We start from the raw sequence: 20,467 nt of genomic DNA on the forward strand, positions 1-20,467 counted from the left end.
TGGATGGCCGGGTCAAGCCCGGCCATGACGACGGAGACAGCTACGCCAGCTCTTTGAGCGCCGCTTCCACGACCTTGCGTGCATCGGCTGTGAGCGGAGCCTGCGGGGGGATTGGATCGCCGACATCATAGCCCTGGATCGAAAGGCCAGCCTTGATGCAGGCGGCGAGATTGAAGCGGGCGAAGGCCTCGTTGATGCGCCACAGCCGGCGCTGGAGCGCCATGGCCTCGTCCCAGCGGCCTGCTTGGCAGAGGTCGTAGAGCTCAACGCTCTGGCGCGGGATGATGCAGGCTGGACCCGCCATCCAGCCGAGGCCGCCGATCAGCATCACCGCAGCCGGGATATGGGCTGAGGCCGAGAACACGCGCAAGGAATCGCCGCAGCGATTCATGATCGACAGCAACCGCCCGGTGTTGGTCGAGGCATCCTTGATGTAGCCGATGCGCGGATGCCCGGCGAGGCGCGCGATGATGTCGAGGGTCAGGTCCGAGCGCTGGAATTGCGGATTGGTGTAGAGTACGACCGGAATATCCACGGCATCCGCGATGCTGCGGAAATAGGATTCGATCTGGGCATCGGCGAGCGGGAAATACGCCTCGAGGATCGCCAGAATGCCGTCGGCGCCGAGCTTCTGATAGGCCTGAGCCTGCGCCACGGCATCGGCCGTCGAGGTCGACGCGACGCCGGCAACAACGGGCACGCGACCTTTCGCGGCTTCAATCGTGGTCTGCACGACCGCCATGCGTTGCGCGCCATTGAGATAGGCGAACTCGCCGGTCGAGCCGAGCGGTGTCAGCCCATGTACGCCCGCGCCGATCAGATCGTCGCAGAGCCTTGCGAGCACATCGGTTCGCACTGAGCCGTTTGCGCTGACCGGCGAGACGAGATAGGGGAAGACGCCACGAAATTCGGTCATGTCGGGAATAAATTCCGGGGGAAGCGAGTCCAGGCTGGCAGCTGCGCGATCCATCGCGTGCTAGCATGGGGTCTTATTGCCAGCAAGCGAACGAACTTCGAAGAGCGTATTTGTGGTTTTGCGAGACGTCCTGCAACGTTGGCGGGTTTTGTTGTGTTGCGTCGGCATGCTGGCCGCCGCGCTGTGCCCTGGCATGGCCAGGGCTGGTGAATGCCCGTCGCCGCAATCGGAGATCGCGACCGATCGACCTGATGTCACCAACTCCAGCTTGGTCGTGCCTGATGGCAGCATCCAGATCGAGAACGGCCTCAACACCTCAGGCCAAAGCACCGGCAAGGGATTTGACGGCAGCAACAGCCGTCTCCGCTTCGGCATCGCGCCCTGCCTCGAAGTGCTGGTCGACGTGCCGAGCTATGTCGGGCGGCTGACCGGCACGGTCGATACCGGTTTCACCAACGTCACCCCCGGCGTTAAATGGCAGGTCAGCGGGCTGCCTGAGCCCGCGAACCTTTCGGTGGTCGTAGGCATAGGCCTGCCGACCGGCACGCCCGCGATATCGGGCACGGGCCTTCAGCCTTATCTGCAATTCCCCTGGTCCTACGAGCTCGCCGGCGGCTGGGGCATCAGCGGCATGTTCACGAGCTTCTTCCGGCCATCGGACCTCGCCAACCACCAGACCACCGAAGCGACCTTCGTGATCGAACGGAAGCTCAGCGAGAAGCTAGCGCTGTTCGCCGAATATGTCAGCGACACTCCATCGCGCGGCGCGAGCACGGCGCTGCTCAATATCGGCGGCGGCTATCTGCTGAGTCGGACCGAACAGCTTGATTTCCACCTCGCCTTCGGCCTTAACCGGAACTCGCCCGATTACATTATAGGCGTCGGCTATTCCTACCGCTGGGACAACGTCCTCGGCACGGCAAAGCGGCCGATGCTTCGGCATTGACCAGTTCTTAAGGACGTTGCGCGCCGGCCATCATGCCGCGCCCCGCACCTACTCCTTGTTAGGGAGTGGCGGCGATGGTGCCGGCCATGCCGCACACTCTGTTGTCCAGGTTTCTGCATCCCGACCCGCGCATCCGGCGCGAGCTCGTCGACCTCCTGTACACGTCGCTGCCGCAGGTGTCCGCGATCGGCGGCACGTCGGTGACGGGCGCTGTGGCGCTGGCCATCATGAGCGGCGATATCGGCTACGCCGTGATCTCAGCCTTCATCTTCGTCACGGCCGCGGCCCGCATCTATTCCCTCTTCCTCTACAAGTCGCGTGCCGCCCACTTCTCCGACGCCGACGTGATCCGCTGGGAGCGGCTCTATGGCGCCGGCGCTTCGGCCTTCGGCCTTGCGCTCGGCATGCTGTCATATCGTGCGCTCCATATCGACGATGCGCCCGGCGCCTGGATCGCATTCGGGCTCGCGATGTCGTTCTGCGTCGGCATGGTCTCGCGCGCTGCGATCCGTCCCTGGATCATCCTGACGACTGCCGGGATCCTGCTCGCGCCCACCATCGCGGCCGGGCTGCTCCGGCCTGAACTGGCCTACAAGCTCGGCGCGGTGATGCTGGTGTTCTTCTGGCTGACCCTGCGCGAGGCTTCCAAGCACCTCAGCGCCGCCTTCGTCGAGCGCCTCGAGGCCAAGTACCGGCTGGCGCGGCAAGCCACCCACGATTTCCTCACGGGACTGCCGAACCGTGCCGCATTTCTCCAGGCGCTGGCGGAGGCAAGCGGCGACTTCATCATCATCGCCATCGATCTCGACGGCTTCAAGCCGGTCAACGACCGTCACGGCCATCACGCTGGCGACGATCTGCTCCGCCAGGTGGCGGCGCGGCTGTCATCCTGCACGGGTGATGCCGGCATCGCGGCGCGCTTCGGCGGCGACGAGTTCATGATGCTCAAGCCGGTTGCCCCCGGCGAAGACGGCCGCGAGGAAGCACTCGCGCTGGCGCGCCGTGCCATTATCGATCTCTCGATCCCATTCTTGCTGACCGACATTCCGGTCCGCATCGGCGCAAGCGCGGGAATTCTCGTCAGCGCCGGCGCTGCAACCGCCGGTACCACGGCGCAGCTTCTCGAGCGGGTCGATCGCGCGCTCTACGCCGCGAAGCGTGCTGGCGGCAGCCGCTGCGCATGGGCGGACGAGGACGTCGGACCCGAACGCGCAGCAGGCTGAAACTGCAGCGTTCGCTCACACCTTGAGCAGCCGCACGCGCGTGCCCCAGGGATCGACAGCCTCGAGGCCTCCAGGCAACTGCGCGACGCGGACGCCGCCCTTGCGCAGGCGTTCTTCCTGCGCGGCGAGGATGTCCTGCTTCTCCGTCACCAGCGAGAACCAGCCGAGCCCTGTCGTTGAATCGTCGCGCTGGCCCGCGCCCTGGCTCTGCCAGACGTTCATGCCGAGATGGTGGTGATAGCGCCCCGACGACAGGAACGCCGCGCCGTTACGGCTGCGGGTCGGGTCAAGGCCGACAGTGCCGTGGTAAAAATTCTGGGCCTGCGCAAGATCGCCGACGCGCAAATGCATGTGCCCGACGCGCAGACCATCCGGCGCCTTGGCGTAATCGCTGACGCGCGTGTTGGTCAGCGACAGCAGGTCGGGAATGTTGAGCTCGTCGGTTGCCATCTTCACGCTGCCCTCGCTCCATTGCCATTGCGAGGGATCGCGGTCCGCATAGACCTCGATGCCATTGCCTTCGGGGTCGTCGAGATAGACGGATTCGCTGACGAGGTGGTCGGCAAAACCCGACAGCGGCACGCGGTGCGAGGCGGCATAGACCAGCCAGCGCGCGAGATCCTTGCGCGTCGGCATCAGGAACGCGGTATGGTAGAGCCCGGCGGCACTACGCGGCTCGATTGCGGCGTCGGGACGGGCTTCCAGCACCAGCAGCGTGATACCGGCCGTGCCGAGCCTGGCAGCGGTTGCTGAGCGCTCCATCACGGTGAGCCCGATCACGTCGCGGTAGTAATCCGCCACCTTGTCGAGATTCTTCACCCGCAATGTCACCATGCCGACCCGCATCGGCGTGCGGCTCGCATAGGTCGGCCCGCCGCCTTGCGGACTCCCCTCGGCACGCGCGGCGGCCGCCGCGGCCATCGCGAGCGAACTGGCGCCGGCGAGTTGAAGCAGGGTACGTCGGGTGAGGTCGATGGTCATCGGTCAGGGCTCGCTGGAAATCGTTTGAGGCCATCAGGCGCAATGTGGGGATGACTACACGTTCCCGTGAGGGGCGCCCAATCACATGTTCGTCGGCCGTGGTCCACCGGACGACTGGCCACCCGGCCAGTTTCGCAATCGGCTGCAAGATCCCAGATTGGAGGCAGCTTACAGGAGCCTTCCATGACTGACCCCACTCCTCTCTCCTCATTATCGTCCGCGATCGCGGATGTCGTGGCGCGTATCGCGCCGTCCGTTGTATCCGTGCATTCGCATCGCTCCCGCTCGACCGGCTTCGTCTGGAAGCCCGGCCTGATCATCACGGCCGACGAGGCGCTGGCCGACGAGGGCGAGGTCCAGATCGGCCTTCCCGACGGCAGCTCTGTTGCAGCCACGATCGTCGGCCGCGACCACACCACCGACATCGCGCTGCTGCGCGCCGATACCACCATCGCCCCGATCAAGCTGGCAGCCACGGTCCCTGCCCTCGGCGCGCTGTCCGTCGTGGTCGCGACCAATCGCGATGCGCCGAGTGCGGCGCTCGGGATGGTGTCGGTCTCCGGCAAGGGCTGGCGCTCCTTGCGCGGCGGCGAGATCGACGCGCGGATCGAGCTCGATGTTCGCCTGCGTCCCAGCCAGGAGGGCGGCCTTGCCGTCGATGCTTCGGGCGAGGCCTTCGGCATGGCCGTGCTCGGACCGCGGCGGGTGCTGGTGATCCCGACGGCGACGATCGAGCGCGTCGCGGCGCAGCTCGAGACCCGCGGCCGCATCGCCCGCGGATATCTCGGGCTCGGGCTGCAGCCACTGCGGCTCGACGACGGCATCGGCGCGATGGTGATGAATGTCGACAAGGCCGGCCCGGCGGCCGCGGCGGGCATCCGCCAGGGCGACGTGATCGTCGCGGTCAATGACCAGAAGCTATCGGGCGTGCGCGCGCTTTTGCGAACGCTGGGACCTGCCAGCGTCGGCCGGGTGGTCGATGTCGCGGTCCGCCGTGGCGGCGAACCGGCGAGCTTCAGGGTCACGATCGGCGAGAGGCCCGAGGCGTGAGCGCGGACACCACGCCTGACATCGTGCTGTCGCTGGAGATCGACGATCCGGCGCTGGCCGACCGCCTCGCGACATTGCTCGGCAATGTCGCGGGGCTTCGTCTTGCCGCGCCCGGCGAGACCGCCAATGCAACGATCGTCGCCCGCGATCCGCGCGTCATCCCCGAGGACATTGCGCTGACGCAGCGCGAGCTCGACGTGCTGGCGCTGATGGCGGAGGGCGCCTCCAACAAGATGATCGCGCGGCAGCTCAATATCTCCGTGCACACCGTGAAATTCCACGTCGGCTCCCTGCTCGACAAGCTGGATGCGACCGGCCGCACCGATGCGGTGGCACACGCGGCACGCCGCGGCGTGATCGAGCTATAGCGCGACCGGGAAGCTGAGCTGAACGGTCAGGCCCGGCGCGTTGTCCTGTAGCGCGATCTCGGCGCCATGCAAGCGCGACACCGCCGCGACGAGGCTCAGACCCAGGCCGTTGCCCGGCGTGTAGCGGCTCTGCTCGAGCCGGTAGAAGCGCTTGAACACGTGATCATGCTGATCCGTGGCAATGCCCGGGCCATCATCAGCGATGGCGATCGTCGCGCCGCTGCCGGCGTTGCGGCAGGTTACGGCCACGTGCCCACCCGGGCGGCCGTGCTTGATCGCATTGTCGACGAGATTGGCGATGGCATCGAACAGCAGGTCGCGATCACCCGTGACGGCGACCTCGCGGTCGCCGTCGAGGCTCAGGCGCGTCGCGACCTGTTCGGCCGCGGCGTCGTAGAGCTCGACGACCTCGCCCGCGATCTCGGCAAGATTGAGCGGGCGAAACGCGCTGCGTCGGGCACGGGTCTCGATCTCCGAGATCCGCGTGATCGAGGCGAACATGCCGAGCACGGCATCGAGATCGGCGATGGTGTCGCCGATCAGGGCGGCATCGGCGTCGCTGTCGCGCTCGTGGTGATAGGCTTTTTCCAGCCGGCCCCGCATGCGCGTCAGCGGCGTGCGCAGATCATGGGCGACATTGTCGCTGACCTGCTTGACTTCGCCCATCAGCGTCTCGATCCGGTCGAGCATCTGGTTGAGGTTTTCGGCAACGCGGTCCCATTCGTCATGGCTACCGCGCAGGGGAATGCGGCGGTCGAGGCCCGACAGCATGATCGCACGGCTGGTAGCGTTGATCTCCTCGATCCGCCCGACCGTGCGCCGCGTCACCAGCACCGCGGCGACGCCCGACAGCACTACCAGCAGCACGGCAACCGCAATCATCGCGAGCTTAAGCATCGCGACGAAGCCACTGTGATCGCCGACATCTCCGACCCGGCTCCGCACATAGGCGAGCGTGCCGAAATAGACGTAGGCCATGATCGCCGCGACGATCAGGCCGAAGATCGCAATCGCGATCAGCGCCAGGCGGAAGGTCGAGGAGCGAAGCGTGTTAGCCAGGAGCACGGAGGCAATATCCGATGCCGCGGATGGTGTGGATCAATGGATAGGCCTGCGCATCGTCGACCTTGCGGCGGACGCGTCCGACATAGACGTCGATGATGTTGGTGGAGGGATCGAAATGCAAGTCCCAGACGTGCTGAAGCAGCATCGCGCGGGAGACGACGCGTCCCTCGTTGCGGACGAGATATTCGAGCAGCTGGAATTCGCGCGGCAACAGCGGAATCTTGCGACCGCGGCGGCTGGCGTTGCGGGCAATCAGGTCGACGGCGAGATCGCCGACGCGCAAGATGGTTTCCTTGGCGATGGTCTCGCTGCGGCGGCCGAGCGCCTCGAGGCGCGCGAGCAGCTCGACGAAGGAAAACGGCTTGACCAGGTAGTCGTCGCCGCCGGCGCGCAGGCCGCGCACGCGGTCGTCGACTTCGCCGAGCGCCGAGATGATCAGGAAGGGCGAGGCGACGCCGTCATCGCGCATCTGCCGCATCACGGTGATGCCGTCGATATCGGGCAGCATGCGGTCGATGGTGATCACGGCATAGTCGCGCGCGACGCCGTGGCTGAGGGCTTCGCGGCCGGTGGCGGCGAGATCGACCTCGTAGCCCGAAATCGTCAGCTCCTCGACGAGCTGGCCTGCGGTTTCCGGATCGTCCTCGACGACAAGGATGCGGCGATGGCCTCCGGTCATGACAAACTCCGCGCGACGATCGCCACCAGATTATCCCGTTCCGGGGCTGAGCGGAACCACCCGGTGGCGATCGCGACAATGGTGCGGTCCGGCGATGCTAGTACCAATTTTCCCCGCACACATTGACCCATTGCCAGCCATAGGCCGTCAAGCTCCTGCGCCAGCAGCCGTCGTCGTAATAGTTGGAATAATAGTAGGGCGCGCCGAAGACCGCGAAGCGGCGGAAGTGATGGTGATGGTGGAAGAAAAAGGCGTGACGGCCGATGAAGTGCCCGCCATGCCAGCCGGCGCCGGCGAAGCGCGGCCCGATCGCCGCATGCGCGAAGCGCGCGCCGCCGAAGCCAGGTCTGCCGAAACCAGGTCCGCCGAAGCCAGGTCCGCCGACATGGGCAAAATGTGCGCCGCCCATGCCGCCAACATGCATGCCGCCACCGAAGCCGCCGGCACGCATGCCGCCGCCGAAGTGACCACCGCCTCCCATGCCGCCACCGTGACCGCCGCCACCGCCACCACCTCGGGCGAGTACCGGTGAAGCAACCGCCATCACTGCGGCGATCGTCACCGCAGTGAGGCCTTTGAGAATCCTGTTGTCCATCGAAGCCATCCTCCGTGCTGCGCGGCGGTATTTCGGCCGCGCGAGGATGATCAGATGAGACGAACCGGCAGGCAGCTTCAACTTACAAGCGCGCCAGATTCTGACGCGGAAGTTAGATTGCCCAGCTCTCTTACTCCCTCGCCCCGTTCTTACGGGGAGAGGGTGGGGTGAGGGGCTGCTTCCACGAATGCGATTCCCGAGTTGGAGGACACAGCGCGCCGGAGTCGGATGGACAATTCATCCGGCTCACAGGTTGCCCGGCCCCTCACCCGGAATCCGCGCTGCGCGCGCATTCCGACCTCTCCCCGCAAAGAGCGGGGAGAGGTTAATATCTCACGCCCGCTTGCCGTTGTTCTTCTCTGCCGCCCGGCGCATCGCTTCAGCCAGCGCGCCGCCACCGCCGGAGGCTTCCGGCTTGCGCGGGGCCGACGAGGTCATGCGGGCGGGGTTGCGGGCGCTATTGTCGCGCTGCATGCCGGGGGCCTCCTTCTTGGTGCCGACTTCGTCGTCGAGGCGCAGCGTCAGCGAGATGCGCTTGCGGGCGACCTCGAAGTCCAGCACCTTCACCTTGACGATGTCGCCGGGCTTCACCACCTCGCGCGGATCCTTGATGAAGTTTTTCGACATCGCCGAGATGTGGACGAGGCCGTCCTGGTGAACACCGATGTCGACGAAGGCGCCGAAGGCTGCGACGTTGGTCACGGTGCCCTCGAGGATCATGCCCTTCTGGAGATGCTTGATCTCCTCGACGCCTTCCTTGAACACCGCCGCCTTGAACGCCGGACGCGGGTCGCGGCCGGGCTTTTCCAATTCCTTCAGGATATCGGTGACGGTCGGCAGACCGAAGGTCTCGTCGACGAAATCCTTCGGCTTCAGCGTACGCACGATCTCGCTCGCGCCGATCAGCGCCTTGATGTCGCTCTTGGTCGCCGCGAGGATGCGGCGCACGACCGGATAGGCTTCCGGATGCACGCCTGAGGCGTCGAGCGGATCCTCGCCGCCGAGGATGCGCAGGAAGCCGGCGCATTGCTCGAATGCCTTCGGACCGAGCCGCGGCACCTCCTTCAGCGCCTTGCGCGACTTGAACGGACCGTTGGCGTCACGGTGCGCGACGATGCTCTGCGCCAGGCCGGATCCGACGCCGGACACGCGCGCGAGCAGCGGTGCCGAGGCGGTGTTGACGTCGACGCCGACCGCGTTCACGCAGTCTTCGACCACGGCATCGAGTGATTTTGCCAGCTTGGCCTGGCCGAGATCGTGCTGGTACTGGCCGACGCCGATCGCCTTGGGCTCGATCTTGACGAGCTCGGCGAGCGGATCCTGCAGACGCCGCGCAATCGAGACCGCGCCGCGCAGGGTGACGTCGAGATCCGGCAACTCCTCCGACGCGAAGGCCGAGGCCGAATAGACCGACGCGCCGGCTTCCGACACCACGATCTTGCTCATCTTCAGCTCAGCCAGGCCCTTCACCAGATCGCCCGCGAGCTTATCGGTTTCGCGCGAGGCGGTGCCGTTGCCGATCGCGATCAGCTCGACGCGATGCTTGATGGCGAGTTTGCCGAGGATCGCGAGCGCCTCGTTCCACTGCCGCTGCGGCTCGTGCGGATAGATCACGGCGGTATCGACCACCTTGCCGGTCGCGTCGGTGACGGCGACCTTGACGCCGGTGCGGAAACCGGGGTCGAGACCCATGGTGGCGCGGGTGCCGGCGGGCGCGGCCAGCAGCAGGTCGCGCAAGTTCGAGGCGAAGACGCGTACCGCCTCGGTCTCGGCCGCGTTCCACAGCCGCATGCGCAAATCGATGTTGAGATGCACCTGGATCTTGGTGCGCCAGGCCCAGCGCACCGTGTCGATCAGCCAGCGGTCGCCGGCGCGCTTGAGGTCGGCGATGCCGAACCGCTTCATGATCTTCAGCTCATACGCCCCCGGCACGCCGGCGGGCGGCGCCTCCTCGGCCTGGATCTGGAGATCGAGGATCTCTTCCTTCTCGCCGCGGAACATCGCGAGAATTCTATGAGAGGGGAGTTTAGTTAGCGGCTCGGAGAAGTCGAAATAGTCGGCGAATTTTTCGCCCTCGGTCTTCTTGCCCTCGCGCACCTTGGACGCCATGCGCGCATTGGTCCACATGTCCTCGCGCAAGGCGCCGATCAGATCGGCGTCCTCGTCGAAGCGTTCGACCAGGATGGCGCGGGCGCCGTCGAGCGCAGCCGCGGCATCGGCAACGCCCTTCTCGGCGTTGATGAAGCCCTCGGCGACGACCTTCGGATCATTGCCCGGCTCAGCCATCAACTTGACGGCGAGCGGCTCGAGGCCGGCTTCCTTGGCGATCTCCGCCTTGGTGCGGCGCTTCGGCTTGAACGGCAGATAGATATCTTCGAGGCGCGCCTTGCTGTCGGCGGCAAGGATGGAGGCTTCAAGTGCGGCATCGAGCTTGCCCTGCTCGCGCACTGATTCGAGGATCGCCTTGCGGCGGTCTTCGAGCTCGCGCAGATAGACCAGGCGCTCCTCCAGGGTGCGCAATTGCGCGTCGTCGAGCGCACCGGTCGCTTCCTTGCGGTAGCGGGCGATGAAGGGAACCGTGGCGCCACCGTCCAGCAGCGTCACCGCCGCCTCGACCTGCTCCGCCCGTACCCCAAGCTCCTGCGCAATTTTCTGGTTGATATTTGCCACGCGAGAATCCCTTTATGTCCAAGCACGCGACGCAGACCGCAATCCGGCCGCGGGACGCCGCTTATGAACCAACCGAGGTTGATTCATCAAGATGCGGCGCGCAACCGTCGACAGAGGATTTTTTTTGCCAGACCGATGCGATCCCGCCACAATCGTGGGGATGGCGCGGGTATTGGCGCTCGTGTCCCGGACGCGCTGCAACGCTCTTGCGTTGCTGCGCAGAGCCGAAGGGGTGCGCCATAGCGCGTCAAAGACGCGCGTACACGCGCTGATGGCGTCCGGGGCACGAGGAGCGTTCAAATGATTCACGTGTTCGACCATCGTGAGTTGGGCACACCTTCGCGCTCTCGCGGCTGATTTCGCCCGAGTTTTGCTTTTCGCTTCACGCCCTTCAAACAAAGGGCGCAGGGAAGGCCGGGTGCTGACCTCGCACCCGCGGTCTGCTGCGCAAGATGTAGCGCAAAAAGACCGCACAGCAGCATACAGGTGTGGCCGAACACACGGCCTTCCCTGCGCGATGTTCGGACGGCTTATGCCGTGCTCTCCCGGGAGCCGAATTCCTTCTGGCCTCCCTCGCCTCACGAAATTCACCGGCACCGCGCCGGTTGGCGCCGATGCCGCATCCGCAAGACTTGGCCGTAGCGACGACGGCCGGGACCACACGGTTTTGCCGTACGCGAGCAGATCCTGCTTCGCCCCTAAGGGCTTCGCAGGGCTTTGGCGCCGTTCGTACAACGCGGCTTGCGAGGCGCTCACGGGGTTCGGCTCAATCCATCGCCCCACCCTGCGCTCACATCCGCGACGGCGCTGCCCGCGTCCACCGCGACCCGATCCGCGGCTCGTGACGACGTACGACCGCCCCTTTTCGCCGGATCAGGATGGGCGACATATACGACAAATCCGAATTTCGGTAAAGTGGAATATTTTCGACGAGAGGGATTGACAGGCCGCGACACAGGGGGGCGGGCGATCACTGACGCGCGCCACATTCTTAGTATCGTCCTGGCGAAAGCCAGGACCCATACCGCGTGATCTATCGGTCGGGCTTGGTAGAGGTACCGAACGACGAGTCTTCGCCAAACGCCTCGCTGGGGTATTGGGTCCTGGCCTTCGCCAGGACGACACCGGGGTTTGCAGCGGGGATTGACATCCACCCCGCTTCCGAGGCTGGGTGCCCGTGCCGGACCACCGGACTGCCCACGGGGACACTTCATGCGGACAACATCGGTCGGCGTCTTCAAGATCGCCACCAGGGGCCCCGGCGACGTTTCCGGCCTGATGCGGCTGATTGTTTCAGGCGCGATCGATCCGGCCTCCATCCTGGCGATCCTGGGCAAGACCGAGGGTAATGGCGGCGTCAACGACTTTACCCGGGAGTATGCCGTCGCCGCGCTGTGCGCGGCGCTGGCGCCAAAGCTCGATCTGACGCCCCATGAAGTCGAGCAGCGCATCGCCTTCGTGATGTCCGGCGGCACCGAAGGCGTGCTCAGCCCGCACATCACGGTGTTCACGCGCCAGCGGATCGCCACACCACCGGCAGGGATCTCCGGCAAGCGCCTGAGCATCGGCATGGCGCAGACGCGCGATTTCCTGCCCGAAGAACTTGGCCGCTCGGCGCAGATCGACGACACCGCCAAGGCGGTGAAGGCCGCGATGGAAGATGCCGGCATCACCGATCCGGCCGACGTCCATTTCGTCCAGATCAAATGCCCACTGCTGACCAGCGAGCGGGTCGAGGCGGCAGCCGCGCGCGGCCACAAGACGGCGACGATCAGCGCCTACAGCTCGATGGCCTATTCGCGCGGCGCCTCCGCGCTCGGGGTTGCGGTCGCGCTCGGTGAAATCACCGCCGACATCAGCGATAGCGACGTATTGCGGCGCTACGATCTGTTCTCGAAGGTCGCCTCGACCTCGTCAGGCATCGAGCTGATGCACAACGTCGTCATCGTGCTCGGTAATTCGGAAGGCTCGGCCAGCGACTTCGAGATCGCGCATGCCGTGATGAAAGACGCAATCGACGCTGCCGCGGTGACCGAGGCACTGACTGGCGTCGGACTTGGTGCGCAGGCGACGGCAGGCCGCGAGCTCGTCAACATCTTCGCCAAGGCCGAGGCCTCGCCTGACGGCACCGTGCGCGGCTTCCGCCACACTATGCTTGAAGATACCGACATCAGCTCGACACGCCACGCCCGTGCGGCGGTCGGCGGCCTGATCGCCGGTCTTGCCGCTACCGGCGCGATCTACGTCTCCGGCGGCGCTGAGCACCAGGGCCCCGCCGGCGGCGGTCCGGTTGCGGTGATCGCGCGCTTATACCAATGAGCGCAACTCTCCGCGCCCGGCGCAACCCTGCCCTTCGCGCCGGCTCAGTTGATTCACGCGGGCCCTTGCGAAGAAGGTGGCGCCGCATCTCAAGGGGATTTGGACTTCATGACTTTGCCGATGAGCTGGAACGAATGGGCGCAGCACGATGGCGTCGGCCTGGCGGCGCGCGTCCGCAAGGGTGAGCTGACGGCAAAGGAATTGGCACGACAGGCCGCCGCCGCCGTCGCCAAGGTCAATCCAACGCTGTCCGGCGTGGTCGAGCTGTTCGACGACGTGATCGCCGATCCCGCCAAGGACGGCGCCAATCTCGCGGGTCCGTTCGCCGGCCTGCCCTTCCTGATGAAGGATCTGGGTCCGACCATGAAGGGCCGGCCGCAGGAAATGGGCTCGCTGCTAATGCGCGGCAATCGCGCGGCGGCCGACACGTTCCTCACCGGTAAATTCCGCCAGGCAGGATTGAACCTGATCGGTCGTACGACCACGCCGGAATTCGGCGTGTGCTCTTCGGCCGACAACCCGGCCGTCTACGTCACCCGCAATCCCTGGAATACCGACTACACCACCTGCGGCTCGTCGGCGGGCAGCGCCGCGATGGTCGCGGCCGGCGTGGTGCCGATCGCACATGCCACCGACGGCGGCGGCTCGATTCGCATTCCCGCCGGCGTCAACGGCAATATCGGATTGAAAGTCTCGCGCGGCGTGTTCTCGCTGGCGCCGCACATGTCCGACCTCACCGGCCTCGTGTCAATCCAGGGCTGCCAATCGCGCACGGTGCGCGACACCGCGGCTTTCGTCGACCACACCCGTGGCCCTGCGCCCGGCGAGTTCATGCCGTTCTGGACCACCGCGCAGCCTTACAGCGAGATGATCAAGCGTGATCCCTCGAAGCTGCGCATCGCGCTGTCGCACAGCTGGGGCGACTATACCGCAACGCCCGAGATCGCCGCCGAGCTGGAGAAGACCGGCCGCTTCCTCGAGGGCCTCGGCCACCACGTCGACTACGCGCTGCCCGAGCTCGATTTCCGCGCGGCCTTTGCGGCGCAGACCACCTGCTACATCTCGAACTTCTCCGTGGTGATCTCCAACATGCTGGCCGCGCGCGGGCTGGAGCGCCCGCCGGAGGATCTGATCGAGCCGATGAACGTCCGGATCTGGGAAGCCGGACTTCACACCAGCTTCGCCGACCGGGCGAAGATGCAGGCCGTGTTCAACACGACCTCGCGCGGCTTCGGCAGCTTCTTCGAGCAGTGGGACGTGATCCTGACGCCGATCACGGCGCTGCCGACGCCGAAGGTCGGCACGAAGGAATATCTCACCATCTCCGACAATCCTGACGTGCTCGACTGGTTCGGCAATCTCTGGCGCTTCTTCGCCTTCACCCCGCTCGCCAATCTCTGCGGCATGCCGGCGATCTCCATGCCGATGGCCGGCCAGGACCACGGCCTGCCGCTCGGCATCCAGGCGATTGCGAAGCAGGCCAATGACGGCCTGCTGCTGCAACTCGCCGCCCAGATCGAGCGCGCGCTGGACGGCAAGTGGAACGGCGACAAGAGGCCGAAGGTGCATGTGAGCAACGCCTGAGCTGCCGCGTGTCCTCAGGCCTCCGATACGGAGCAGCCGGAGTGAAGCATATCAGGGATTGCCGACAATGAGCTTGCGCACAGGGCTGGGATTGATGAACGGACTTCCAAACTGGTAGAACTGCTCCCCGGGCGTCAAAAGCTGATAGAGCAGATAGACGTCGTTTCCCTGTTGCTTGCTGTTGGTGAGTGCGAAGATTGTCAGAGGGGACGAGGCGATCAGCCTCAACTGGTCGGCCGGATCGGCGATAACGTGGAAGCTCACCTTTTCGCCGAACTTCGCCACGTAACCGTCCGGCGGGTAGATCACCTTCGCCTGCCGCACGATACTCCGTACCTTCGGCAATTCTTGAGCAAGACTCTGCCTCTGGAACACGGATAGAAAAGCCGCGCTTTGGGGATCGGGGGCGGCCCACTGGTCCAGAAGGAGCAGAAATGCCGCCGATGCCCCTGAAGAGACGCTCCTGTTGCGAGATATGGTGCTGCATAATGCGAAATCCAACCATGGGTCCACCAATTGGACTCCCTGGGTTGAGAAATTCGTGCAGAGCGCCACCGAGGTGATGCCCCCGTTTCCGGGAAAGTCCACCTTCTCCTTAGCGCGCTCGCCGTCCCAAGTCCCCTCAATCGAGTAGGGCTGGTTTGAAACCCATGTCTTGCCGCCGAACTCGCATTGCCCCTTGAAGCGGTAGATGTGAGTGCCGCCCTTGAACTCGTGCCCCGTCAAGGATCCCGCGTGGCAAGTGACCCAGAGATTCCCGTGAGGATCGAAGGAAGCCGCTCGTGTTGACGTGCCGGCAAGTATCCACATCAGGGCCGCAGCAGCGATTGAGATACGCATGGGCGCTCTCCACGAAAGGATATCCTTTCAGATAGCGCTGGCCCGCCCCATCGTCTTTGATCTACCTCAACGTGCCGCTGCATCCTGACGTAAAGCAACCTCGCCGACGTCATCGACACCGGCCTCGACTGCGCCGCCTTAACGGCGCAGATAATCTGCTGCATGTGACGAACGCCTGAGCGGTCCCCCGCGAGTCTAGCCTTTATCCTTGCCAGCGCTTCGCGCGATGGCCTTGTCCACGCGGAAGCGTGATATGCCCTGGTCGGCAAGCAGGCGCGCCGCAGGGCTTCGCGTCTCCGGAAAGAGAGCGACAAGCGCATTGATGCCGGTCACTTCAGGGTTGCCGAACTCCTGAGCGATAAGTGCGGCTCGGCGATCGACGCGCCGGAATGCGGGGGTCGGAACCGCGGTGCCCGTCTCGATCACGGTGTGCGCGAGCTCCTTGTCGATATAGTCGGTGAGGTTCTGCCGGAGCAGGCCGAGATCGGCGTTGCTGGCCTGCAGGACGGGCGCGGCATCGCTGTCTTCGGTCAGAGCCAGCAGCAAGTGTTCGAGCGTCGCAAACTGATGGCGGCGCTGATCGGCCAGGAAGAGCGCCCGGCGGCGTGTGGCATCATAGGCCGGAGCCAACGGGCGAGCCTGCACGTCCAGTAGCCCGTCGATCTTTTCCAGCCGCTTCACGGGATCGAGGATTGCCAGCAATTCGTATTTGTCCTTGACCGGCAGCTTCATACGCATCGCCATGGTATCGGCAATACGGCCAATGTCGCCCGTCTGATCGAAGAACAACCAGATGTCGGGCATCAGCAAGCCATGTGCGGCTGCGTAATCGTCGAAACGCTGGATGGCCCGGCGCATCAGATCGGGCGCGTCAGCGGGCGGACTTTCCTGCAATTCGGAAGCCTCGGACCAATAGCCGTTCAGCAGCGCTGCGAAGCCGCGCATCGCGACGCGACGGAGTGCACGCGTAAGCACCCTGATCGAACCGTCCTGGAGCCGTTCGAGCTCGACCAATTGAACCAGCACGCCGACCTCGTAGACGTCGCCAAATCGCGGCTCGTCGACGCCGCTATCGCGCTGGATCGCGCAAACCATTTCACGTTCGTTCTCGAATGCATGGTTGAGGGCAAGAACGGTGTTCTCGCGCCCGACGAACAACGGAAAGGTCGCCCCCGGGAACGGCACGAAGTCGCGCAAGGGGACGGCGGGATAGACCGCTGTCGAACTCTTGAATTTTACGATCGGCGCGGCCGGTTCACGCCGCTCGGCGTGAAGCAGCGCGGACAGCGTGTTCCAGTCGGCAACGCCGAACATTTTCGACACCAGCTCCAGGCTCTCGCTGTGGCTGATGGTGACGGCCTTGGTGGTCAGGGAGTCGCGCAGGGTCTGCGCCATAGCCTTGGCATCGCGAAAATCGCGCATCGGTTCGTCCTCTGCATGAGCGATCCAGGTGTGTCAGGTGGTTGCGTTGCTGACCCGGTCGCTCGGGCAAAGGGGGGCCGATCAAGGCTCGATACATTCACCGTACCACGGAGGGTGCAACCGGCAGGTCGTATCAACCTGCACGAAAAGTGACGCAAAGCCTGATGGCTGTCAATCTCAGTTCTTGCTCACTCAGTTCTTCACCGTCGGGATCGCTTCGTCTGGCTGCTGCTGACCGAGTCTGAGCATCGCGAGCGCCTTGTCGAGCGCTTCGCGCAAGGCCATCGCTGCCGCCGGGCTGCAGCGCAGATGCGCGGTCTGGACCACGTCGACCCTGACGGCGGCACCGATCGGCATCAAGAGGTTGGCGGCGAGCTCGATCTGGATGGCGCCATTGTGATGGCCGAAGCAGGATGCGCCGTCGAAATAGATGATCGGTGCCCGCTCCGAGCTCGATACGGAAATGGTGACGGGCCCCTCTTTGGCGGCGGGTGTTTCGGGGTCAGCCATGGGATACTCCTCGCGGGCGATGGACGAACGCCCACCATCGTTGCTTCGGCCTGATCTGTCGAGGCCAAACGGCGCCGCGCGGGGTTGCATGCCGGGTTTTGCGCGGCGCTCGACACTGGTCTAGAACGTCGTCATGTCCAATTCACCGACCACAATTCCGTTCGAGGAACTTGCCGAGGCCATCAAGGGCCGCCGCTCCGATTACGGCCATATCAGCGGGCTTCAGCTCGACCGGTTCGCACCTGCTGAGGCCTGGTCGAGCCTACCTTATCGCCCCGTCTTCGTCGGCGACACCGAGACCGGCGTGCTGCATGGCGGTGTCGTCACCGCGATGCTGGACGAGAGCTGCGGCATGGCGGTGCAGCTTGCGCTCGACGGCACCAGCGCCATCGCAACGCTCGATCTGCGCATCGACTACCAGAAACCGGCGACGCCCGGCCTTGCCATCAAGGCGCATTCGGTGTGCTACCGCACCACCCGCTCGATCGCCTTCGTCCGCTCCACGGCCTATCAGGACTCCGAGGACGATCCGGTGGCGACCGCGACCGGCTGCTTCGTGATCGGCGCCAACCGCACCAACATGCTTGCGGACCGCCGGATGGATGTACGCAGTATCCCGACGCTGGAAGCGCCTGACGATCCGGACGGCCCGTTCGCCAACAGCCCGTTCGCACGCGCCCTCGGCATTCGCGTCAATGATGACGGCACGCTGACAATGCCGTTCTCGCCGCAGATCATCGGCAACCCGATCCTGCCGGCGATCCATGGCGGCATGACCGGCGCGTTCCTCGAGACCACGGCTATTCTCGGCGTGCGGCGTGAGCTCGGGATCGCCACGTTGCCGAAGCCGATCGGATTGACCGTCAATTACCTGCGCTCCGGCCGGGCGCTGGACACCATCGCCAATGTCTCGATCGTGAAACAGGGAAGGCGTATCGTCGCCTTCGAGGCGCGGGCCTGGCAGGACAATCCGGACAAGCCGATCGCCTCCGCTTTTGGCCATTTCATGTTGCGCCCGACGCCTGATAATGACGAGGAATAGGGGTATTTTACTTGACGGAATGGGCTTGACGTCAAAGGCTTGACGTCAAGGTTTTGGAACTCGACCATAGCGCATTTCCGCGAAAGGTATTCGGTTGCGGCATCCGATCGACATCGTCGCCATGTTTGCCGCCATCTGGCTGTTGGCCTCGATGGTGCTCGACGCGGTGACGCCGAAGGAACTGACGGCGGTCATGATCGCCATCGCGATCGGGCCCGCTGTGATCATCACCGCCGTGTTCTACTATCTGCGCTGCCCGCGGACGGATTTCGCGGTGATGTTCGCAGCGCTCTGGCTGATCTCGGACATCGCCATCGCCTTCATCTCGCCGAAGGAGCTGCCGCACTGGCTGTTCGTGCTCGGCTTCATGCCGGCGGTGCTGATCGGAATCGTGCTGCACTGGCAGCGCTTCCAGCGCCGCCATGAACGGTTGCCCTTGCCGTCGGCGAAACGCGGCTGATTAGCGCGACAGCAGATTCGTCTTCGCGAGATCGATCACCTCGTCGCCGCGGCCACTCATCACCGCGCGCAGCACCCACAGGCTGAAACCCCTGACCTGCTCGGCCGTGATGGTCGGCGGCATCGACAGCTCCTGCTTGGCGGTGACGACGTCGAGCAGCGCGGGTCCGTCGTGGGCCAGCATCTCCTTCATGGCGCCCGGGAGCTCACCGGGATCCTCGACGCGTTTGGCAAAGATGCCCATCGCGCGTGCCATCGCCGCGAAGTCAGGGTTTTCCAGATCGACATTGGTGTCGACGAAGCCCGCCGCCTTCATCTCCAGCGCGACGAAGCCGAGCACGCCGTTGTTGAAGACGACGACCTTCACCGGCAGCTTCATCTGCGTCAGCGTGATCAGATCGCCCATCAGCATGGTGAAGCCGCCATCGCCCGATAGCGAGATCACCTGGCGGCCGGGCTGCGCGGCCTGCGCACCGATCGCCTGCGGCATCGCATTGGCCATCGAGCCGTGCACGAACGAGCCGATCAGCCGGCGGCGGCCGTTCATGTTGAGATAGCGCGCGGCCCAAACCGTGGGGGTACCGACATCGGCGGTGAAGACGGCGTCGTCAGAGGCGTGGTCGCTGATGACCTTTGCCAGATATTGCGGATGAATCGGCCTGGCCCCCGGCGTGCCCTTGGCAAGCGAGTCGAGACCTTCGCGCGCCTTCCTGTAATGCGCGATCGCGTCGTCGAGATGCTTGCGCTGCGTGCTGGTCTTGAGCAGCGGCAGCAGCGCCTCGATGGTGAGCTTGACGTCGCCGACGAGGCCGAGATCGATCCTGCAGCGGCGGCCGAGATTTTCCGGTCGGATGTCGATCTGCGCGACCTTCGCATCATCGGGGAAGAACTGCTTGTAGGGGAAATCCGTCCCTAACATCACCAGCGCGTCGCAGGCGTGCATGGCCGCGTAACCCGACGAGAAGCCGATGAAGCCGGTCATGCCGACATCGTAGGGGTTGTCGTATTCGACATGCTCCTTGCCGCCGAGCGCGTGCACGATCGGGCTCTTGAGGCTTTCTGCCAGCTGCATCAGCGGCGCATGCGCGCCGGCGCAGCCGCGGCCGCAGAACAGCGTGATGCGCTCGGCGCCGTTGAGGAGATCTGCAAGTGCCTTCAGTTCGTCGATATCAGGCACGACCTTGGGCGCTGCGAGAGCAAGCCCGCGCGTCGTCGACAGCGCGCGCTTCGGCGGTGAGCGGAACGCGACATCGCCGGGCATGGCGACGACGGCGACGCCGCGCAGGCCCACCGCGGCGCGGATCGCGTTCTCCAGCACGAAAGGCAACTGGCTCGCGTCCGAGATCAGCTCGCAATAATGGCTGCATTCGCGAAACAGGTTCTGCGGATGGGTCTCCTGGAAATAGCCGCCGCCGATTTCGGCCGACGGGATTTGCGCCGCAATCGCCAGCACGGGCACGCGGCTGCGGTGCGCGTCGAACAGACCGTTGATCAGATGCAGATTGCCCGGACCGCAGGAGCCGGCGCATACCGCAAGGCTGCCGGTCATCTCGGCTTCGCCGGCGGCCGCGAACGCAGCGACCTCCTCGTGACGAACATGGATCCAATCGATGGTGCCGCGACGACGCAGCGCTTCGGTGAGACCGTTCAGGCTGTCGCCGACAATGCCATAAATGCGCCTGACGCCCGCCTGTTCGAGCGTTGCCACGAACAGATCGGCGATGTTGTTGATTGCCATGTCGGTCTCCTGGTCTTGCGAGTGGTGCAAGATAGGACAACGCGCGACCGCGACCGCATC

General features: G+C 65.0%; 18 protein-coding genes. 8 read left to right on the forward strand and 10 right to left on the reverse strand.

The features are described 5' to 3' along the window. Window positions 1–40: 40 nt before the first annotated feature. The gene (locus M2427_RS22645; RefSeq protein WP_280708910.1) at window positions 41–916 is read right to left on the reverse strand and encodes a dihydrodipicolinate synthase family protein; all 876 of its coding nucleotides are present in this window, start codon (window positions 914–916) and stop codon (window positions 41–43) included. Between the two features lie 193 nt (window positions 917–1,109). On the opposite strand from M2427_RS22645, the gene M2427_RS22650 reads away from it, so the two are divergent. Then, window positions 1,110–1,862 (forward strand): transporter, encoded by a 753-nt coding sequence (locus M2427_RS22650; protein WP_280708911.1) that lies wholly within the window; start codon window positions 1,110–1,112, stop codon window positions 1,860–1,862. Between the two features lie 86 nt (window positions 1,863–1,948). Beyond that, the gene (locus M2427_RS22655) at window positions 1,949–3,085 is read left to right on the forward strand and encodes a diguanylate cyclase (protein WP_280708912.1); all 1,137 of its coding nucleotides are present in this window, start codon (window positions 1,949–1,951) and stop codon (window positions 3,083–3,085) included. A gap of 15 nt (window positions 3,086–3,100) precedes the next feature. Here the strand turns inward: M2427_RS22655 and M2427_RS22660 are convergent, their stop codons facing one another. Further along, window positions 3,101–4,066 carry a VOC family protein gene (locus M2427_RS22660; RefSeq protein WP_280708913.1) on the reverse strand — a complete coding sequence of 322 codons (966 nt, stop codon included), beginning with the start codon at window positions 4,064–4,066 and terminating at the stop codon, window positions 3,101–3,103. Between the two features lie 183 nt (window positions 4,067–4,249). Here M2427_RS22660 and M2427_RS22665 point away from each other — a divergent pair, with 183 nt between their 5' ends. Then, entirely contained in the window at window positions 4,250–5,116 is an 867-nt protein-coding gene (locus M2427_RS22665) for a S1C family serine protease (RefSeq protein WP_280708914.1), read from the forward strand. After that, window positions 5,113–5,484 (forward strand): helix-turn-helix transcriptional regulator, encoded by a 372-nt coding sequence (locus M2427_RS22670; protein WP_280708915.1) that lies wholly within the window; start codon window positions 5,113–5,115, stop codon window positions 5,482–5,484. Before M2427_RS22665 ends, M2427_RS22670 begins: the two co-directional genes overlap by 4 nt. On the opposite strand, the gene M2427_RS22675 is transcribed toward M2427_RS22670, so the two are convergent. The 4 genes from M2427_RS22675 to M2427_RS22690 all read right to left on the reverse strand — a co-directional run bounded on the left by M2427_RS22675 (window position 5,479) and on the right by M2427_RS22690 (window position 10,493). After that, window positions 5,479–6,549, reverse strand: a complete 1,071-nt coding sequence (locus M2427_RS22675) for a HAMP domain-containing sensor histidine kinase (RefSeq protein WP_280708916.1) — start codon at window positions 6,547–6,549, stop codon at window positions 5,479–5,481. The genes M2427_RS22670 and M2427_RS22675 overlap by 6 nt on opposite strands. Next, entirely contained in the window at window positions 6,536–7,228 is a 693-nt protein-coding gene (locus M2427_RS22680; protein ID WP_280708917.1) for a response regulator transcription factor, read from the reverse strand. Before M2427_RS22680 ends, M2427_RS22675 begins: the two co-directional genes overlap by 14 nt. A gap of 97 nt (window positions 7,229–7,325) precedes the next feature. Further along, entirely contained in the window at window positions 7,326–7,823 is a 498-nt protein-coding gene (locus tag M2427_RS22685; RefSeq protein ID WP_280708918.1) for a hypothetical protein, read from the reverse strand. 333 nt (window positions 7,824–8,156) lie between these two features. Beyond that, window positions 8,157–10,493 carry a Tex family protein gene (locus M2427_RS22690; protein ID WP_280708919.1) on the reverse strand — a complete coding sequence of 779 codons (2,337 nt, stop codon included), beginning with the start codon at window positions 10,491–10,493 and terminating at the stop codon, window positions 8,157–8,159. Window positions 10,494–11,705: 1,212 nt separating this feature from the next. Here M2427_RS22690 and M2427_RS22695 point away from each other — a divergent pair. After that, window positions 11,706–12,812, forward strand: a complete 1,107-nt coding sequence (locus M2427_RS22695; RefSeq protein ID WP_280708920.1) for a ring-opening amidohydrolase — start codon at window positions 11,706–11,708, stop codon at window positions 12,810–12,812. 108 nt (window positions 12,813–12,920) lie between these two features. Then, complete coding sequence (locus M2427_RS22700; protein WP_280708921.1) at window positions 12,921–14,396, forward strand: amidase; 1,476 nt, start codon at window positions 12,921–12,923, stop codon at window positions 14,394–14,396. Window positions 14,397–14,447: 51 nt separating this feature from the next. On the opposite strand, the gene M2427_RS22705 is transcribed toward M2427_RS22700, so the two are convergent. The 3 genes from M2427_RS22705 to M2427_RS22715 form a co-directional block, all read right to left on the reverse strand. Next, a complete protein-coding gene (locus tag M2427_RS22705; protein WP_280708922.1) occupies window positions 14,448–15,236 on the reverse strand; it encodes a hypothetical protein in 789 nt (262 codons plus the stop codon). A gap of 195 nt (window positions 15,237–15,431) precedes the next feature. After that, window positions 15,432–16,658, reverse strand: coding sequence for an LON peptidase substrate-binding domain-containing protein (locus tag M2427_RS22710; RefSeq protein ID WP_280708923.1), 1,227 nt, complete (start codon window positions 16,656–16,658; stop codon window positions 15,432–15,434). A 192-nt stretch (window positions 16,659–16,850) separates the two neighbouring features. Then, window positions 16,851–17,168: a hypothetical protein gene (locus tag M2427_RS22715; RefSeq protein WP_280708924.1), complete on the reverse strand. Its 318-nt coding sequence runs from the start codon at window positions 17,166–17,168 to the stop codon at window positions 16,851–16,853. Between the two features lie 133 nt (window positions 17,169–17,301). On the opposite strand from M2427_RS22715, the gene M2427_RS22720 reads away from it, so the two are divergent. Together M2427_RS22720 and M2427_RS22725 are read left to right on the forward strand one after the other, a co-directional pair. Beyond that, window positions 17,302–18,210, forward strand: coding sequence for a hotdog domain-containing protein (locus M2427_RS22720; RefSeq protein ID WP_280708925.1), 909 nt, complete (start codon window positions 17,302–17,304; stop codon window positions 18,208–18,210). Between the two features lie 94 nt (window positions 18,211–18,304). Then, window positions 18,305–18,670, forward strand: coding sequence for a hypothetical protein (locus tag M2427_RS22725; protein WP_280708926.1), 366 nt, complete (start codon window positions 18,305–18,307; stop codon window positions 18,668–18,670). Here the strand turns inward: M2427_RS22725 and poxB are convergent, their stop codons facing one another. Next, entirely contained in the window at window positions 18,671–20,407 is a 1,737-nt protein-coding gene (poxB, locus tag M2427_RS22730) for a ubiquinone-dependent pyruvate dehydrogenase (RefSeq protein ID WP_280708927.1), read from the reverse strand. Window positions 20,408–20,467: the final 60 nt, after the last annotated feature.

Source organism: Bradyrhizobium sp. BR13661 (assembly GCF_029892425.1).
In the GTDB taxonomy this organism is placed as follows: Bacteria; Pseudomonadota; Alphaproteobacteria; order Rhizobiales; family Xanthobacteraceae; genus Bradyrhizobium.

Bases quoted from the DNA above. Each gene is read 5' to 3' on its own strand.
- M2427_RS22695 (WP_280708920.1), top strand. From the start codon at position 11,706: ATGCGGACAACATCGGTCGGCGTCTTCAAGATCGCCACCAGGGGCCCC.
- M2427_RS22680 (WP_280708917.1), bottom strand. From the start codon at position 7,228: ATGACCGGAGGCCATCGCCGCATCCTTGTCGTCGAGGACGATCCGGAA.
- M2427_RS22660 (WP_280708913.1), bottom strand. From the start codon at position 4,066: ATGACCATCGACCTCACCCGACGTACCCTGCTTCAACTCGCCGGCGCC.
- M2427_RS22650 (WP_280708911.1), top strand. From the start codon at position 1,110: ATGGCCAGGGCTGGTGAATGCCCGTCGCCGCAATCGGAGATCGCGACC.
- M2427_RS22710 (WP_280708923.1), bottom strand. From the start codon at position 16,658: ATGCGCGATTTTCGCGATGCCAAGGCTATGGCGCAGACCCTGCGCGAC.
- poxB (WP_280708927.1), bottom strand. From the start codon at position 20,407: ATGGCAATCAACAACATCGCCGATCTGTTCGTGGCAACGCTCGAACAG.
- M2427_RS22715 (WP_280708924.1), bottom strand. From the start codon at position 17,168: ATGGCTGACCCCGAAACACCCGCCGCCAAAGAGGGGCCCGTCACCATT.
- M2427_RS22720 (WP_280708925.1), top strand. From the start codon at position 17,302: ATGTCCAATTCACCGACCACAATTCCGTTCGAGGAACTTGCCGAGGCC.
- M2427_RS22665 (WP_280708914.1), top strand. From the start codon at position 4,250: ATGACTGACCCCACTCCTCTCTCCTCATTATCGTCCGCGATCGCGGAT.
- M2427_RS22685 (WP_280708918.1), bottom strand. From the start codon at position 7,823: ATGGACAACAGGATTCTCAAAGGCCTCACTGCGGTGACGATCGCCGCA.
- M2427_RS22700 (WP_280708921.1), top strand. From the start codon at position 12,921: ATGACTTTGCCGATGAGCTGGAACGAATGGGCGCAGCACGATGGCGTC.
- M2427_RS22655 (WP_280708912.1), top strand. From the start codon at position 1,949: ATGCCGCACACTCTGTTGTCCAGGTTTCTGCATCCCGACCCGCGCATC.
- M2427_RS22645 (WP_280708910.1), bottom strand. From the start codon at position 916: ATGACCGAATTTCGTGGCGTCTTCCCCTATCTCGTCTCGCCGGTCAGC.
- M2427_RS22705 (WP_280708922.1), bottom strand. From the start codon at position 15,236: ATGCGTATCTCAATCGCTGCTGCGGCCCTGATGTGGATACTTGCCGGC.